This is a genomic window from Mesorhizobium sp. M6A.T.Ce.TU.016.01.1.1, from assembly GCF_003997065.1.
Taxonomy (GTDB): Bacteria; Pseudomonadota; Alphaproteobacteria; order Rhizobiales; family Rhizobiaceae; genus Mesorhizobium; species Mesorhizobium mediterraneum.
The window spans coordinates 25,316-40,078 of the sequence record NZ_RZTJ01000004.1 but is presented as its reverse complement, the minus strand read 5'-3'; the positions used below and the strand labels follow the sequence as shown (position 1 = coordinate 40,078).

Annotated in this window: 12 protein-coding genes; 4 read left to right on the top strand and 8 right to left on the bottom strand. The window is 64.0% G+C overall.

The genetic code is table 11. From position 1 onward, the window contains the following. Positions 1–2: 2 nt before the first annotated feature. From EOC94_RS08960 to EOC94_RS08945, 4 genes are all read right to left on the bottom strand, one after another. Complete coding sequence (locus tag EOC94_RS08960; protein WP_127289917.1) at positions 3–1,268, bottom strand: glycerate kinase; 1,266 nt, start codon at positions 1,266–1,268, stop codon at positions 3–5. Next, entirely contained in the window at positions 1,265–1,768 is a 504-nt protein-coding gene (locus EOC94_RS08955; protein WP_127289915.1) for a heme-degrading domain-containing protein, read from the bottom strand. The genes EOC94_RS08960 and EOC94_RS08955 overlap by 4 nt, the downstream gene beginning before the upstream one ends. Positions 1,769–1,843: 75 nt before the next feature. Next, complete coding sequence (guaD, locus tag EOC94_RS08950) at positions 1,844–3,157, bottom strand: guanine deaminase (protein ID WP_127289913.1); 1,314 nt, start codon at positions 3,155–3,157, stop codon at positions 1,844–1,846. Between the two features lie 2 nt (positions 3,158–3,159). Beyond that, complete coding sequence (locus EOC94_RS08945; RefSeq protein ID WP_127289911.1) at positions 3,160–4,377, bottom strand: urate hydroxylase PuuD; 1,218 nt, start codon at positions 4,375–4,377, stop codon at positions 3,160–3,162. Between the two features lie 140 nt (positions 4,378–4,517). Here EOC94_RS08945 and EOC94_RS08940 point away from each other — a divergent pair, with 140 nt between their 5' ends. From EOC94_RS08940 to EOC94_RS08930, 3 genes are all read left to right on the top strand, one after another. Continuing rightward, the gene (locus EOC94_RS08940) at positions 4,518–5,438 is read left to right on the top strand and encodes a LysR family transcriptional regulator (protein ID WP_095484394.1); all 921 of its coding nucleotides are present in this window, start codon (positions 4,518–4,520) and stop codon (positions 5,436–5,438) included. 76 nt (positions 5,439–5,514) lie between these two features. Beyond that, positions 5,515–6,537 (top strand): LLM class flavin-dependent oxidoreductase, encoded by a 1,023-nt coding sequence (locus tag EOC94_RS08935; protein ID WP_127289909.1) that lies wholly within the window; start codon positions 5,515–5,517, stop codon positions 6,535–6,537. Further along, positions 6,534–7,799, top strand: coding sequence for an LLM class flavin-dependent oxidoreductase (locus EOC94_RS08930; protein WP_127289907.1), 1,266 nt, complete (start codon positions 6,534–6,536; stop codon positions 7,797–7,799). The genes EOC94_RS08935 and EOC94_RS08930 overlap by 4 nt, the downstream gene beginning before the upstream one ends. 51 nt (positions 7,800–7,850) lie before the next feature. Here the strand turns inward: EOC94_RS08930 and xdhC are convergent, their stop codons facing one another. The 4 genes from xdhC to uraH form a co-directional block, all read right to left on the bottom strand. Continuing rightward, on the bottom strand, positions 7,851–8,852 hold the full coding sequence (gene xdhC, locus EOC94_RS08925; RefSeq protein ID WP_127290417.1) for a xanthine dehydrogenase accessory protein XdhC: 1,002 nt from the start codon (positions 8,850–8,852) through the stop codon (positions 7,851–7,853). Between the two features lie 74 nt (positions 8,853–8,926). Further along, positions 8,927–11,275: a xanthine dehydrogenase molybdopterin binding subunit gene (gene xdhB, locus EOC94_RS08920; RefSeq protein WP_127289905.1), complete on the bottom strand. Its 2,349-nt coding sequence runs from the start codon at positions 11,273–11,275 to the stop codon at positions 8,927–8,929. Next, on the bottom strand, positions 11,275–12,756 hold the full coding sequence (gene xdhA / locus EOC94_RS08915; protein WP_127289903.1) for a xanthine dehydrogenase small subunit: 1,482 nt from the start codon (positions 12,754–12,756) through the stop codon (positions 11,275–11,277). Before xdhA ends, xdhB begins: the two co-directional genes overlap by 1 nt. A gap of 3 nt (positions 12,757–12,759) precedes the next feature. Beyond that, positions 12,760–13,134, bottom strand: coding sequence for a hydroxyisourate hydrolase (gene uraH, locus EOC94_RS08910; RefSeq protein ID WP_127289901.1), 375 nt, complete (start codon positions 13,132–13,134; stop codon positions 12,760–12,762). 175 nt (positions 13,135–13,309) lie between these two features. Here uraH and puuE point away from each other — a divergent pair, with 175 nt between their 5' ends. Further along, positions 13,310–14,740 carry an allantoinase PuuE gene (puuE, locus tag EOC94_RS08905; protein WP_127289899.1) on the top strand — a complete coding sequence of 477 codons (1,431 nt, stop codon included), beginning with the start codon at positions 13,310–13,312 and terminating at the stop codon, positions 14,738–14,740. The last annotated feature ends 23 nt before the right edge of the window (positions 14,741–14,763 follow it).

Here is a 14,763-nt window from a genome sequence, read left to right as displayed (position 1 = left end):
ACCTATCTGATCAGTATCGCCCGGAGATCATTGACGTTCGTCCCGGTCGGGCCGGGCACGAAAAGATCGCCAATAGCATTGAATGCCGTCCAGGCATTGTTGCCGGCAAGCATCGCCTTGGCATCGACGCCTGCCGCCCGCATCCGCGCCACAGTCGAACCGTCGGCAAAGGCGCCGGCGTTGTCCTCAGAGCCGTCGATGCCGTCGGTGTCGGCGGCCAGCGCGTGGACGCTCGCCATGCCGCTGATGCCGATTGCGAAGGCAAGCAGGAATTCCGAGTTGCGGCCGCCCTTGCCTTTTGTGCGCACGGTCACTGTCGTCTCGCCGCCCGACAGGATCAGCACCGGCTTTGGGAAAGGCCGGTTGCGCGTCGCCACCTCACGCGCGATCGCGGCGTGGACGCCGCCCACCTCGCGCGCCTCGCCCTCGATGGAATCGGAGAGGATGACCGCTTCGATGCCTTGGCGTCTGGCTTCGGCCGCAGCCGCTTCCAGCGACACGCCGGCCGAGGCGATCAGATGCACTTCATTGCGCGAAAAACGCGGATCGTCGCCGCACGGCGCCTCTGCGGCCGGCGAATTGATATGCGCCATCACCGCGGCCGGCAGTCTCATGTCATAGGCGGCGATCGACGCCAATGCGTCTTCGCGGCTGCCGGAATCGGGAACGGTCGGGCCGGAAGCGACCAGCGCCGGATTGTCGCCCGGAATGTCGGAGACGACCAGCGACACCACCTTGGCGGGATATGCTGCCGCCGCCAGCCTGCCGCCCTTGATCGTGGATACATGCTTGCGGATGGTGTTCATTGCGGCGATCGGCGCGCCGGAGGCGAGCAGCGCCTCGTTGACGGCGATCTCGTCGGCCAGCGTCAGACCTCCAGCAGGCGACGGCAGCAGCGCCGAGCCGCCACCCGAGATAAGCGCCACGACCAGATCGTCCGCGGTCAGCCCCTGCACCTTTTCGAGCAGCCGGCGCGAGGCTTCGAGACCGGCTGCGTCCGGCACCGGATGCGCCGCCTCGATGATCCCGATGCGCTGGCAGGTCGCGCCATAGCCGTAGCGGGTGACGACCAGCCCTTCGATCGGCCCGTCCCATACTTTTTCGAATGCCGCCGCCATCTGCGCTGAGCCTTTTCCGGCGCCGATGACGATGGTGCGCCCTTTCGGCATTGCCGGCAGACGATCCCTGATGGTTCTCTGGGGATCGGCAGCGGCGACGGCGGCGTTGAAAATGGCGGTGAGGAAGGTCTTGGGATCGATCTCAGTCATTTTGCTTCCGGCGGCAGTGCCAATTGGCGCCCGTCGACACCGAGATGGCTGCACAACGCGTCGACGACGACGCCGTGATCCTCGCGCTCCGGCAAGCCCGAGACCGCGATCACACCGATCACGCCGGCACCTTTGACCGTTACGGGAAAGCCGCCACCGGCAAGCACATAGTCTGATATGTCGAGGCCCTCGCCCGGCTTGAAGCTGCGGTCGGGGCGCTGTTGCTCCAGCACCAGGCGGTAGGTGCTTCTCAAAAACCGGCGCACGACGTTGATCTTGCGCCGCGCCCAGTCCGGATTGGAGGCGTTCGAGCCTGGCATCGCTGCATAGAACAGCGGCCGGTCGAAGGTCCTGATGTCGACGATGATCGGCAGGTCTTCGGCTAGCGCTCGGTCGCGGATCGCCGAGCCGATCTTGAAGGCAACAGCCTCGTCGAAGACGGGAAAGACAAGCGTGGCTTCCTGTTTCTTGATCAGAGCGATGTCGTCCGCAACGGCCATGTCGTTCCCCTGTCAACTTCGCTGCAGGCTTTGACCGATGGCTGCCGCCCGGTCAAGACGGAACGTGCGGGATAGCTAAACCGCCATATCGCTCTTCGCCGCCCGCCCGGCGACATAGACTTCGCGCACGGCGCGGTCGTCGCCGAGCGTCTGCAGCATAAACAATTCCTCCGCCAGCGTGTCCGCCGTCTCCATCCGCAGCCGCATCGCCGGCGTGGCGCGGGCGTCGAGCACGATGATATCGGCATCGCTGCCTTGGTCCAGCGTGCCGATTCTTTCCACGACCGACAGCGCCTCGGCATTGCCGCGGGTGAGCTGCCAGAACGACTGGAACGGGTTGAGCTTTTCGCCGTTCAGCGCGATCACCTTGTAGCCCTCGTCCATGGTGCGCAGCATCGAGTAATTGGTGCCGCCGCCGACATCGGTGGCGGCCGCGATGCGGAGAGCTTTGTCTCGCGTGCGGTAGCGCTGATAATCGAACAGGCCCGAGCCGAGAAACAGGTTCGAGGTCGGGCAGAACACCACCACCGAGCCTGAATCCGAAAGCGAATCCGCCTCGCGTTCCGACAGATGAATGCAGTGGCCGAACAAGCTTTTGCGCCCGAGCAGCCCGTAGTGCTCGTAGACGTCGGTATAGTCGCGCGCCTTTGGATGGAGCTGCAGCGTAAAGGCAATCTCGGCGTGGTTTTCCGACAGGTGCGTCTGCATGTGCAGATCAGGATATTCGCGGCAGAGCGCGCCCGCCATTTCCAACTGCTCGGGTGACGAGGTGATGGCGAAGCGCGGCGTGATGGCATAATGCTGGCGTCCCTTGCCGTGCCAATCGGCGATCAGCGCCTTGCTATCGTCATAAGCCGATTGCGCTGTATCGAGCACACCCTCCGGCGCGTTACGGTCCATCATCACCTTGCCGGCGATGTTGAGCATGTTGCGGTCATGCGACTCGGCGAAGAACGCTTCGGCGGACTCCCTGTGGACCGAGCAATAGGCGGCGACTGTCGTCGTGCCGTGACGCACCACCTCATCGAGAAACAGCCTGGCAATGCGGCGGCCATGCTGGGCGTTCTGGAATTTGGTTTCCTCAGGAAAAGTATAGGTGTTCAGCCAGTCGAGCAGTTCCGCGCCATGGGAGGCGATGACCTGCATCTGCGGAAAATGCGCATGCGCGTCGATGAAGCCCGGCAGCAGCAGATGTGGGCGGTGATCGATCTTTTTTGCGCCTTCATCAGCCTTTTTCTCGACCTCGGCATAGGTGCCGGCGGCTGCGATCCTGCCGTCGCGGATCAGCAGGCCGCCGTCCTCCTCGTAGCGCCAGGCGGGATGGTCGTCGACGGTCTCAGGCCAGCGCAGAAAGGACAGTGTGCGGCCGCGCAGGAGTGTGCTGATCATGCTTATTTCTCCGCCTCCTCGAACCATGCCACCAGCAGTGCCCGTTCCTTGTCGGTAATCTGCGTGACGTTGGCGGGCGGCATGGCGTGGCTGCGGCCGGCCTGCAGGTAGATCTCGCGGGCTTGCTCGGCGATACCGGCGTCCGTGTCGAGCATCACACCTTTTGGCGCGTGATAGATGCCCTCGTAGGACGGCTCCTGCGCATGACACATCGAGCAGCGGCCAAGCACTGTGTCGCGCACGGCGGGAAAATGCGCCGAGGCGACATAGATTTGTGCCGCCGAGGACGCCTTGGCTTCGCCGGTCAGCACTTTCGGCACCGTCGACAGCCACATGATGACGACGAACAGGACGGCGGCAGCCAGCCAAGTCCAGGTCGGGTTGCCCTTGCGCGCATGCATGGTGTTGAAATAATGCCGGATCAGCACGCCGATGATGAACACCAGCGAGGCGATCACCCAGTTGAACTCAGTTCCGAACGCCAGCGGGTAGTGGTTCGACAGCATGAGGAACAAAACAGGCAGGGTCAGGTAATTGTTGTGCAGCGAGCGCTGCTTGGCGATCTTGCCGTATTTCGGATCTGGCTTCCTACCGGCGATTAGGTCGGCGACGACGATCTTCTGGTTCGGGATGATGACCATGAAGACATTGGCCGACATGATCGTCGCTGTGATGGCGCCAAGATGCAGGAATGCGGCGCGGCCGGTGAACAAATGGGTAAGACCCCAGGCGATGAACACCAGCACGGCGTAGAGCACCAGCATCAGGCCGGTGTCGCTTTTGCCGAGCGGCGAGCGGCACAAGAGATCATAGACCACCCAGCCGACGCCGATCGTCGCCAGCGACAGCAAGATGCCTGTAGGCACCGACATGGCAAGCACATTGGGATCGATCAGGAAGAGGTCCGCCCCGGCATAGTAGACGACGCACAGCATGGCAAAGCCTGACAGCCAGGTGGCGTAGGATTCCCATTTGAACCAGGTCAGGTGCTCGGGCATCTCGGCCGGCGCCACCAGATATTTCTGGATGTGGTAGAAGCCGCCGCCATGCACCTGCCATTCCTCGCCGAAGGCGCCGGCGGGCATGCCCGGACGCTGGCGCAGGCCGAGATCGAGTGCGACGAAATAGAAGGATGAGCCGATCCAGGCGATGCCGGTGACGACATGCAGCCAGCGCACGGCGAAACTCAGCCAGTCCCAGAAAATCGCGAAATCCATCATTGAAAGATCGTCCCTGCCGATTGGGTGACTTTACGGGCTGGAGCGCAAACGGAAAGGGCCGAGCTGCACGATGACTTTCAAAAAAAATTGGAAAATACTAGGCTCGTTACACGCAGCTGCATGAGAGCCACGAAACCCGCATGGCCTACCTCGACAACATCGCCGTCTTCGTCCGCGTCGTCGAGCTTGGCAATTTGTCGGCGGCGGGCCGCGACATGCGCATCTCGCCGGCGGTCGCCTCCAACCGCATCAAGGAGCTCGAGAAGCATCTTGGTGTCAGGCTGTTCAACCGCACGACCCGGCAGCTGATGCCGACCGAGCACGGCACCGTGTTCTACTCCGGCGCCAAGCAGGTGCTGGAGGCGGTCACCGAGGCGGAGGCTGCGGTCAGCGCCTTATCCGGCCAGCCGCGCGGCACCATAAAAGTGACAGCGCCGCTCGGCCTCGGCCGCCGGCTGGTGGCGTCGGGCATCCCCGATTTCCACGACAAATATCCTGATATCGAGGTTCGGTTGAGACTTTCAGACCACAATGTCGACATTATGAAGGAAGGCATCGATGTCGCCTTCCGGCTGGGCATCATCGAAGATTCCAGCCTCAGGATGCGCGGGATCATGGAGTGCGAACGGGTGCTGGTGGCGGCACCGAAATATCTGGAGGCGCGTGGCGAGCCGACCGAGCCGCAGGAATTGATCGGCAAGAAGCACGACTGCCTGATGCTGCGCTATTCCGGCGCGCGCGAATACGTCTGGACGCTGCAGACGGCCGACGGCCCGCGAAAATTCGAAGTGCACGGACCCTATGACACGGACGATGGCGACGTGCTGACCGGCTGGGCGCTGTCCGGCCGCGGCATCATCAACAAGCCGCGATTCGAGGTCGAGCCGTTCATCCGCGACCAGCGGCTGAAGGTGATCCTGTCCGACACGCCGCCGACGCCGGTGCAGTTCGCCGCCGTCTATCCGCACAAGAAGCTGCAGGACCCGAAGGTGCGGCTGCTGCTCGACTTCATGGCCGAGCGCTGTCAGCGGCTGATCAAGGATATTCTGGCCGGCAAATGATCGCCGACTGGCCGGTTGCTTTCCGTCCAGCTGGTGAAGATAATTCCTGCGGAATCTCACTCACCAGGGAAGACCGATGGCCGACGGCGCCACAATGCATCTTGCCGTTTCACTGGTTCCGGAAGCCGCGCCCTCCCATCCGTCCGACGCCGGCCCGGATTTCAGCCTTCTGGCCCGGTTCGTGCAAAAGGCCGAAGCAGCCGGCTTGGACATGGTGGTTCTTGCCGATTCCGCGCCCGCTGCACGCGGCGACGCGCCGAACCGGCAAGTGCCCTTCGAAGCGACGACCCTGCTGGCGGCGCTGGCGACGGTCACAAGCAGGATCGGCCTGATCGCCGCCGCGTCGACGGTTGCCCACCAGCCCTACAATCTGGCGCGCCGTTTCGCCTCGCTCGACGTCATCAGCCATGGCCGTGCCGGCTGGAACGCGAGCATGTTCCCCGATCCGCGCGAGGCAGCCAATTTCAGCCGTCCGGAAGGGTTTTCCGGCGACGACTTCCGCCGACGTGCGGAGGAATTCATCGGCATCGTGCAGGGCTTGTGGCAAGGCTGGGATACGGATGCCCTGCTGTTCGACAAAAGCGGCGGCCGCTTCTTCGATCCCGAAAAGATGCACCTGCTCGACCACAAGGGCGAGTTTTTCTCTGTGGGCGGCCCGCTGAATGTTGCGCGGTCGCCGCAGGATATGCCGGTGCTCGTCATGTCTGGCCTGTCGGAGGCCGACATGGATATCGGCGCCCGCGTCGCCGACGTCATCCTGTTGGACGAGCCATCGGTCGTGGGCGCGAAGGCTGACGATCTGAAGCGCCGCGCACTTGCGTTCGGGCGTAGTCCTGGCGCGATAAAGGTGCTGATGAACGTCGCGCCGAGTGCTGAAATGGCCGCCAGGCCGGACCTGATCGGAGACAAGCTCGAAGAGTCCTTCCGATCGAAAAGCTGCGACGGTTTCAACATACTCATGCCGCCGGCGCTGTCTGTGCTCGACGATTTCGTCGATCACGTGCTGCCGGAGCTTCGTCGCCGCGGCCTTCTCCGGTCGGATTATCCCGGCGCGACGCTTCGCTCCCATCTCGGACTGGTCGGGGAGGAGGGACAATGACCGCCCGTCAGATGAAGCTCGGCGCCTTCCTTTGGGCAACAGGCCACCACATCGCCGCCTGGCGCCACCCAAAAGCGCATGTGACAGCGGGCGTCGACATCGAGCACTACATCCAGCTGGCGCGAACGGCGGAGGCGGCGAAGTTCGATATGCTCTTCTGCGAGGACGCTGCCGGCGTGCGCGAGGCCAATGTCAATATCGCTAGCCAGACCTCGCGCTCGATCGGCTTTGAGCCGATCAGCCTGCTTTCGGCTCTCGCAGTCCAGACCAGCCACATCGGCCTCGTCTCCACGGCATCGACGAGCTACAACGAGCCTTACGGGCTGGCGCGGACCTTCTTGTCGCTCGACCATCTGAGCGGTGGGCGCGCCGGCTGGAACCTGGTTACCTCCGCCAGCCACATCGAAGCCGCCAATTTCGGCTCGACCGGCCTGCGCCCGCATGCCGATCGCTATGAGCGCGCGCGTGAATTCGCCGAAGTCGTCACCGGACTTTGGCACGGCAAGCTCGATGGGGCTTCCGGATCCGGTCACGACGGCCAGAGCTTTTCTGTTCGCGACCCGCTCGACCTGCCGCGCTCCCCCCAGGGCGCGCCAGTGATGGTTCAGGCCGGCGCCTCGGACGTTGGCCGGGACCTTGCCGCCCGCACCGCCGACGTCGTGTTCACAGCGGCGCAGACATTCGAGGAGGCGAAATCCTTCTACGAGGATCTCAAGGGTCGCCTGGCGACCTATGGGCGCGAGCCTGATGATATCAAGATCATGCCGGGCGTCGCACCGATCGTGGCGGCAACCGAGGCTGAAGCGCAGGAAAAATACGAGGAATTGCAGGAGTTGATCCCCGACGATGTCGGCATCGCGCTGCTTTCCAGCTATCTCAGCATTTCCGATCTGTGGCGCTATCCCATCGATGGACCATTGCCGGAGCTGCCGGCAAGCGAAGGCATGCAGAGCCGGCAAGCTCTCGTCGTCGATCAGTCGCGCCGGGACAAGCTCTCCATCCGGCAGCTTGCGCGCCACTTCGCCGGCGCGCGCGGCCACTGGCGCGTCGTCGGCACGCCGGCTCAGATCGCCGACGAACTCGAGGCACGCTTCGAGGGCGGCGCCGCTGACGGCTTCAACGTCATGCCGTCCTGGTTTCCCGGTGAACTCGATGCCTTTGCCGCGCTCGTCGTGCCGGAATTGCAGCGGCGCGGCCTGTTCCGCACGGAGTACGAAGGCCGCACCTTGCGCGACCATCTGGGCCTGAAGCGGCCGATCTGAGCAGCACGCTATGGAAGCGCGCCTGCACGAACAATGCAGCTCGGCAGTATGTTAGCCGTCAGCGGCCATCGCCTTGCCACGAGAGGCGGGGTGCGGAGCCGCTGGTGCGACGGCGTGAGCGGCCAGCGCCGTCATGATCTCGGCCGCCGCCAAGGCCGCAATCACTTGCGGTCGCTTGTCCTTGACCGTTTCGCCGCCGATCGGCGAGACGAGGCGAGCAAATCCCGCCTCGCTGCCGTCCGCCGACTTCAGGAACCAGCTCCTGAATGTCGCCTTTTTGGTCTTCGAGCCGATCATGCCGACATAGGCGGCATCCCGGCGCTTCAGCGCCTCAGTGGCGATCAGGAAATCCAGCGCGTGGTCGTGGGTAAGAATGACGAAGGCGCTCCCGGCCGGAGCCTCGCGCACCATCGCCTCCGGCATAGGCGTCAGGCTGGTTTCGATCGTGTCCGGCATGCCATCCAGCGCCTCGGCCCTCGTCTCGACAACGGCGACACGCACCGGCAGCAAGGCCACCGCCGATGCCAACGCCTGGCCGACATGACCACCGCCGAATATGTAGACATGCGGCAGTTGAGCCTCCGCGGCTTCCGCCGCCGCGACAAGCTCTTGCGCCAGCGCAGCATCGACCAGCCGGATCAGCACCTCGACCCTGCCGCCGCAGCATTGGCCGATTTCCGGTCCGAGCGGGATGTCGAGGGTGGCTCGGATATCCCTCCCCCTTGAGGGGAGGGTGGCGGCGAAGCCGCCGGGTGGGGTCGCCGCGGCAGTGCTCGACATTTTTTTAGGTCGCGCGCTCCCTCTACCGACCCCCTCTGGCCGCTCCGCGGCCATCTCCCCCTCAAGGGGGGAGAAAAGCATCTGCCGCGCCTTGTCGATCGCCATATATTCGAGTTGGCCGCCGCCGATCGTGCCAAAAATCGCCGCGCTCGAGACGAGCATGAAGGCGCCCTTCTCGCGTGGCGTCGAGCCTTTTGTTCCGGCCACCTCGACCAGGGCCACCCGGCCGGCGCGCGCAAGAAAGGCTTTCAAGCTTTGCACCTTCGCGTTCATCATTCGCATTCCCTATCGGGAAATATAGAGTTTTCGGCCTGAATTGCACGCTTTCTGGGATTCCGAGGCAGGGTTCACGTGCCGGCCTTGGCCTCACCCTTCAGCCGTTCGATCGCCATCAGCACCCGCTCCGGTGTCGCCGGTGGGTCGAGGCGCGGACAGATCCGGTGGTCGGCAACGCTCGCCACCGCATCCGACAGCGCATGCAGCACCGATATGCCGAGCGGGAGCGGCGGCTCGCCGACCGCCTTGGAGCGGTGGACCGTCGGCTCGCTCGCCTCTGGCCAATCGGCCAAAGTCACGTTGAATATCTTCGGCCGGTCCGAGGCCAAGGGGATTTTGTAGGTCGACGGTGCGTGGGTGCGCAGCCGGCCTTTATCGTCCCACCACAGTTCCTCCGTCGTCAGCCAGCCCATGCCCTGGATGAAGCCGCCCTCGACCTGGCCGAGGTCGATGGCGCGGTTCAGCGAGCGGCCGGTCTCGTGCAGTATGTCGGTGCGCTCAACCATGTATTCGCCGGTCAGCGTGTCGACCGAGACTTCCGAGCACGAGGCGCCATAGGCGAAATAGTAGAAGGGACGGCCCTCGCCCTTGTCACGATCCCAGTGGATTTTCGGCGTCTTGTAGAAGCCCGCCGCAGAAAGCTGGATGCGGGCCATGTAGGCCTGCCTGACGAGGTCGGCGAAGGCGATCTCCTGATTGCCGATGCGCACCCGGTTGGGCAGGAACAGCACCTGGTCGCGCGGCACCTGATATTTTTCGGCGGCGAAATTGGTCAGCCGCTCCTTGATCTGCCGGGCTGCGTTCTGCGCCGCCATGCCGTTGAGATCGGAGCCGGACGATGCGGCGGTCGCCGAGGTGTTCGGGACCTTGCCGGTCGTCGTTGCGGTGATCTTGACCTGGTCGAGGTCGATCTGGAATTCTTCCGCGACCACCTGCGCCACCTTGACGTAGAGGCCCTGCCCCATTTCGGTGCCGCCGTGGTTCAGATGCACCGACCCATCGGTGTAGACATGCACCAGCGCGCCGGCCTGGTTGTAGTGCGTTGCGGTGAACGAGATGCCGAACTTGACCGGCGTCAGCGCCAATCCACGCTTGATGAAGCGACTGTTGGCGTTGAAGGCACGAACCGTGCGGCGGCGCCTCGCATAGTCGCAACTCGACTCCAGCTCGGCGACGATGCGGTGGATGATGTTGTCCTCGACCGTCTGGTGGTACGGCGTGACGTTGCGGTCGCTGGTGCCATAAAAGTTCTTCTTGCGAATCTCCAGCGGGTCCTTGCCGACGGCAAAGGCGACCTCTTCGATGACACGCTCGGCGCCGACCATGCCTTGCGGCCCGCCGAAGCCTCGGAAGGCTGTGTTCGACACGGTGTTGGTGTAGAGCGGCGCCGATTGTGCGTGCACCGCCGGCCAGAAATAGGTGTTGTCGCAATGGAACAGCGCGCGGTCAGTAACCGGGCCTGAGAGGTCCGCCGAGAAGCCGCAGCGCGCCGCGAACATGAAGTCGACGCCGAGGATATTGCCCTCGTCGTCGAAGCCGGCCTCGTAGTCGACCAGAAAGTCATGACGCTTGCCGGTGGCGATCATGTCGTCGTCACGGTCAGGTCGGATTTTCACGGCGCGATGATGTTTCTTCGCGGCGATAGCGGCCAATACTGCAAACTGGTTGCCTTGCGTTTCCTTGCCGCCGAAGCCGCCGCCCATGCGGCGGATCTCGACCGTGACGGCATGGCTCGGCACCCCGAGCGCATGGCTGACCATGTGCTGGATTTCGCTCGGATGCTGGGTCGAGGAATAAATCGTGACGTCCTGGTCCTCGCCGGGAACGGCCATGGCGATCTGGCCTTCGAGATAAAAATGGTCCTGGCCGCCGATGCGCATTTTTCCCTTCAGCCGGCGCGGCGCCGCTTTGATGGCGGCAGCAGCATCGCCACGCTTCAAGGTCAGCGGCGGGGTGACCAGCTTGTCCTTTCGGGGATCGAGCACGCCGATGTCGGCGACGAAGGGCAATTCCCGGTATTCGAACTTGGCCAGCCTCGTGGCGCGGCGCGCCTGCTCGCGGGTTTCGGCGATGACGCAGAAGATCGGCTGGCCGAAAAACTGCACCTTGCCGTCGGCGAGCACCGGCTCGTCGTGACGGCCGGTCGGCGAAATGTCGTTTTCACCCGGCACGTCGCTCGCCGTCAGCACGTCGACGACGCCGGGGGCTGCGCGCACCGCCGACAGGTCCAGGCTGGTGATGGTGGCGTGCGTAGCCGTCGAAAGTCCGAGGCAGCCATGCAGCGTGCCTGATGATTCCGGCATATCGTCGATATAGACGGCCGTGCCGCGGACATGCTTGTGCGCGGAATCATGGCGCTGGTCGGTGGCAACGCCACCCGAGATTTTTTGCGCCTTGAGGTTTGGGGCATGTTTGGTCATCACGCCGTCTCGTATCTTGAAACCTGGATCGGCGCCTTGGTGCCGCTGGTCTCGGCAAAGAAGCGCAACAGCAGGTTCCGTGCCGCCAACGCCCGGTATTCGGCGCTCGCTCGCATGTCGGTCAGCGGGGTGAAATCCCTGGCGTATTCGGCCATCGCCGCCTCGACTGTCGCCTCGGTCCAAGGCTTGCCGAGCAACGCCTTTTCCACGCCGAAAGCCCGTTTGGGCGTTGCCGCCATGCCGCCATAAGCGATACGCACCTCCGCCACCGTGCCGTCCCTGGCCAGCGTCAGCAGGAACGCGCCAAGTGCTGCGGTGATGTCCTCGTCACGGCGCTTGGTGATCTTGTAGACGGCGAATTTGGTGTCTCGGCCTGGCACCGGGACATGCACGGCCTCGACGAATTCGCCCAGCTGCCGGTCCTGCTTGCCATAGGCGATGAAGAAATCTTCGAGCGGGATGGTTCGCCGCTTGTTGCCGCGGCGCAGTGTCAGCCGCGCACCCAGAGCGATCAGCGGCGGCGGCGTGTCGCCGATCGGCGAGCCGTTGGCGATGTTGCCGCCGATCGTGCCCATATTGCGCACCTGGTCGCCGCCGATGCGATCGAAAAGCGGCCCGAGCGCCGGGACGCGTTTCGCCAGCGTCGAGAAAGCCTCGGTATAGGTGACGCCGGCACCGATCGAGATGACGCCCTTGTCCTCGGAGATCCCGCACAGACCGTCGAGATTGCCGATGAAAATCGCCGGCGCAATATCGCGCATATGCTTGGTTACCCAAAGGCCGACATCGGTCGAACCGGCAACGATGGTGGCGCCCGGCTCCTTGTCGAGCACGGTGGCGAGATCGTCGGCATCGGCCGGCACGACCAGCCGCTGCTTGCCGGCGCCGATCTCGATGCGCGCACCGTCTTTCATGGCCGCAAGCTTGGCCGTGATGGCCTCGCGCTCCGCCGCCAGCGGGTCCTTCGCCGCCTTGCCGTAGCTGGAGATGGCACGCGCCGCCCGCATGATCGCCTCGTAGCCAGTGCAGCGGCAGAGATTGCCCTGCAGTGCCTTTTCGATGGCCGCATCCGACGGCTCCGGCGACCGCATCCACAGCGCATAGAGCGACATGACGAAGCCCGGCGTGCAGAAGCCGCATTGCGAGCCGTGGAAGTCGACCATGGCTTGCTGCACCGGATGCAGCCTATCGCCCTCGCCGCGCAGATGCTCGACGGTCACGACATGCGTGCCGTCGAGCGAGCCGAGGAAGCGGATACAGGCATTGACGCTTTCGTAAACCAACCGGCCGGCCGAGAGCCTTCCGACCAGCACAGTGCAGGCGCCGCAATCGCCTTCGGCGCAGCCTTCCTTGGTGCCGCGCAGCGAGCGCTCGAGCCGCAACCAGTCGAGCAAGGTCTCGTCGGGCGCCACGGTGGTTAGCGCAACGTTCTCGCCATTGAGGATGAAGCGTATCTCATTGCGTTCCGTGATCTTGGCCATATCTCAGCTCCCCCGGTAAGTCGAATAGCCGTAGGGGGAGACAAGCAGCGGCACATGATAGTGCACCGGCTCGGCCATGCCGAAGCGGATCGGCACGCTGTCGAGGAAGGCCGGTTCCGGCAGCCTCAACCCCTGCCGGCGCAGATAGTCGCCGGCAGCGAAGACCAGCTCGTATTCGCCGGTGCGGAATTCCGCGTTGGCAAGCAGCGGCGCGTCACAGCGGCCGTCGGCATTGGTGACCGCCGTCTTCAAATGCGTCCGCATGTCGCCGTCGATACGGTAGAGCTCGATGGACAGGCCCGCCGCCGGCCTGCCGGTCGCGGTATCGAGGACATGGGTTGTCAGACGTCCGCCTTCGGCTTTCGACGTTTCCGCCACTGGCTGCTCCCATTCCCGGTACAGTCGAAACATACTTGACGAATTGTGCGCCAATTAAAGGCGATGCATAAGTCCCGGTCGAGCGGAGTGCTGCAAAAACACTTTCAAAATTTTCGGGGGAATGCGCAAGCCGCCCTTTCGACTATCCTGATCACACCATCCGGCAGGAGTGACGATGCGTTACGAACGAGACATGCGCGGCTATGGCGCCAATCCACCGGATCCGAAATGGCCTGGCGGCGCGCATGTCGCGGTGCAGTTCGTCGTCAATTACGAGGAAGGCGGCGAGAACTGCGTCCTGCATGGCGACAAGGCTTCGGAGGCCTTCCTGTCCGAGATCGTTGGCGCCGCACCGTGGCTTGGCCAGCGCCACTGGAACATGGAATCGATCTACGAATACGGCGCGCGCGCCGGCTTCTGGCGATTGCTGCGCCTGTTCACCGAGGCTGAGGTGCCGGTGACCTGCTACGGCGTCGCCACGGCGCTGGCGCGCTCGCCCGACCAGGTCGCAGCGATGCAGGAGGCCGGCTGGGAGATCGCCTCGCATGGGCTGAGATGGATCGACTACCGCGATCATGCGCCGGAGGACGAGCGCCGCGACATGGCGGAGGCGATCCGGCTGCACTACGAAGTCACCGGCGCGCGCCCGACCGGCTGGTACACCGGCCGCACCTCGATCAACACTGTGCGGCTGGCGGCGGAAGAAGGCGGCTTCGACTATGTGTCGGACACCTATGACGACGAACTGCCTTACTGGCTCGAGCATGATGGGCCGGACGGGTCGACAAAGCCGCAACTCATCATCCCCTACACGCTCGACGCCAACGACATGCGCTTCGCGACGCCGCAAGGCTTCAACTCGGGCGACCAGTTCTTCGCCTATCTCAGGGACAGTTTCGACACGCTCTATGCCGAGGGGAAGCTAGGGCGGCCGCGCATGATGAATATCGGCCTGCACTGCCGTCTCGTCGGCCGGCCGGGCCGGGTCGCGGCGCTCAAGCGCTTTGTCGACTACGTCAAATCGCACGACAAGGTATGGCTGGCGCGGCGCATCGACATCGCCGGGCACTGGCAGGAGACCCATCCGTTCCGGCGGCCGGCGCTGCGCCCGTCGAAAATGGAGTTCGAGGCCTTCGTCCAGGCATTCGGTGGGATGTTCGAGCATTCGCCGTGGATCGCCGAACGCGCCTACGAGTTGGAGCTCGGCCCGGCGCATGACAGCGCCGGCGGCCTCCATAATGCACTGTGTCGTGTCTTTCGCGGCGCCAGCGAGGCCGAGCGGCTCTCCGTGCTCAACGCCCACCCCGACCTTGCCGGCAAATTGGCGCAGGCCAAGCGGCTGACGGCGGAATCGGCCAGAGAGCAGGCTTCAGCCGGGCTCGACGCACTGACCGACAAGGAGCGCGAGCTGTTCTCAAAACTCAATGCCGCCTACGTCACGTCCTTTGGCTTTCCCTTCATCATCGCGGTGAAAGGCAAGACCAAGGTGGAAATCCTGGCGGAGTTCGAGGCGCGCAGCGGCAACACCCGCGGCGTCGAATTCGACACCGCTTGCAAACAGGTCGAGCGCATCGCGCTGCTTCGCCTCAAGGACTTACTTCCGTAATGGGCTTTGGCTCCCGCAATAGG

Excerpts from the sequence above, each read along its gene's own strand:
- EOC94_RS08945 (WP_127289911.1), bottom strand. The coding sequence starts at position 4,377 with ATGATGGATTTCGCGATTTTCTGGGACTGGCTGAGTTTCGCCGTGCGC.
- EOC94_RS08960 (WP_127289917.1), bottom strand. The coding sequence starts at position 1,268 with ATGACTGAGATCGATCCCAAGACCTTCCTCACCGCCATTTTCAACGCC.
- EOC94_RS08955 (WP_127289915.1), bottom strand. The coding sequence starts at position 1,768 with ATGGCCGTTGCGGACGACATCGCTCTGATCAAGAAACAGGAAGCCACG.
- xdhA (WP_127289903.1), bottom strand. The coding sequence starts at position 12,756 with ATGGCCAAGATCACGGAACGCAATGAGATACGCTTCATCCTCAATGGC.
- guaD (WP_127289913.1), bottom strand. The coding sequence starts at position 3,157 with ATGATCAGCACACTCCTGCGCGGCCGCACACTGTCCTTTCTGCGCTGG.
- xdhC (WP_127290417.1), bottom strand. The coding sequence starts at position 8,852 with ATGAACGCGAAGGTGCAAAGCTTGAAAGCCTTTCTTGCGCGCGCCGGC.
- xdhB (WP_127289905.1), bottom strand. The coding sequence starts at position 11,275 with ATGACCAAACATGCCCCAAACCTCAAGGCGCAAAAAATCTCGGGTGGC.
- EOC94_RS08940 (WP_095484394.1), top strand. The coding sequence starts at position 4,518 with ATGGCCTACCTCGACAACATCGCCGTCTTCGTCCGCGTCGTCGAGCTT.
- puuE (WP_127289899.1), top strand. The coding sequence starts at position 13,310 with ATGCGTTACGAACGAGACATGCGCGGCTATGGCGCCAATCCACCGGAT.
- EOC94_RS08930 (WP_127289907.1), top strand. The coding sequence starts at position 6,534 with ATGACCGCCCGTCAGATGAAGCTCGGCGCCTTCCTTTGGGCAACAGGC.
- EOC94_RS08935 (WP_127289909.1), top strand. The coding sequence starts at position 5,515 with ATGGCCGACGGCGCCACAATGCATCTTGCCGTTTCACTGGTTCCGGAA.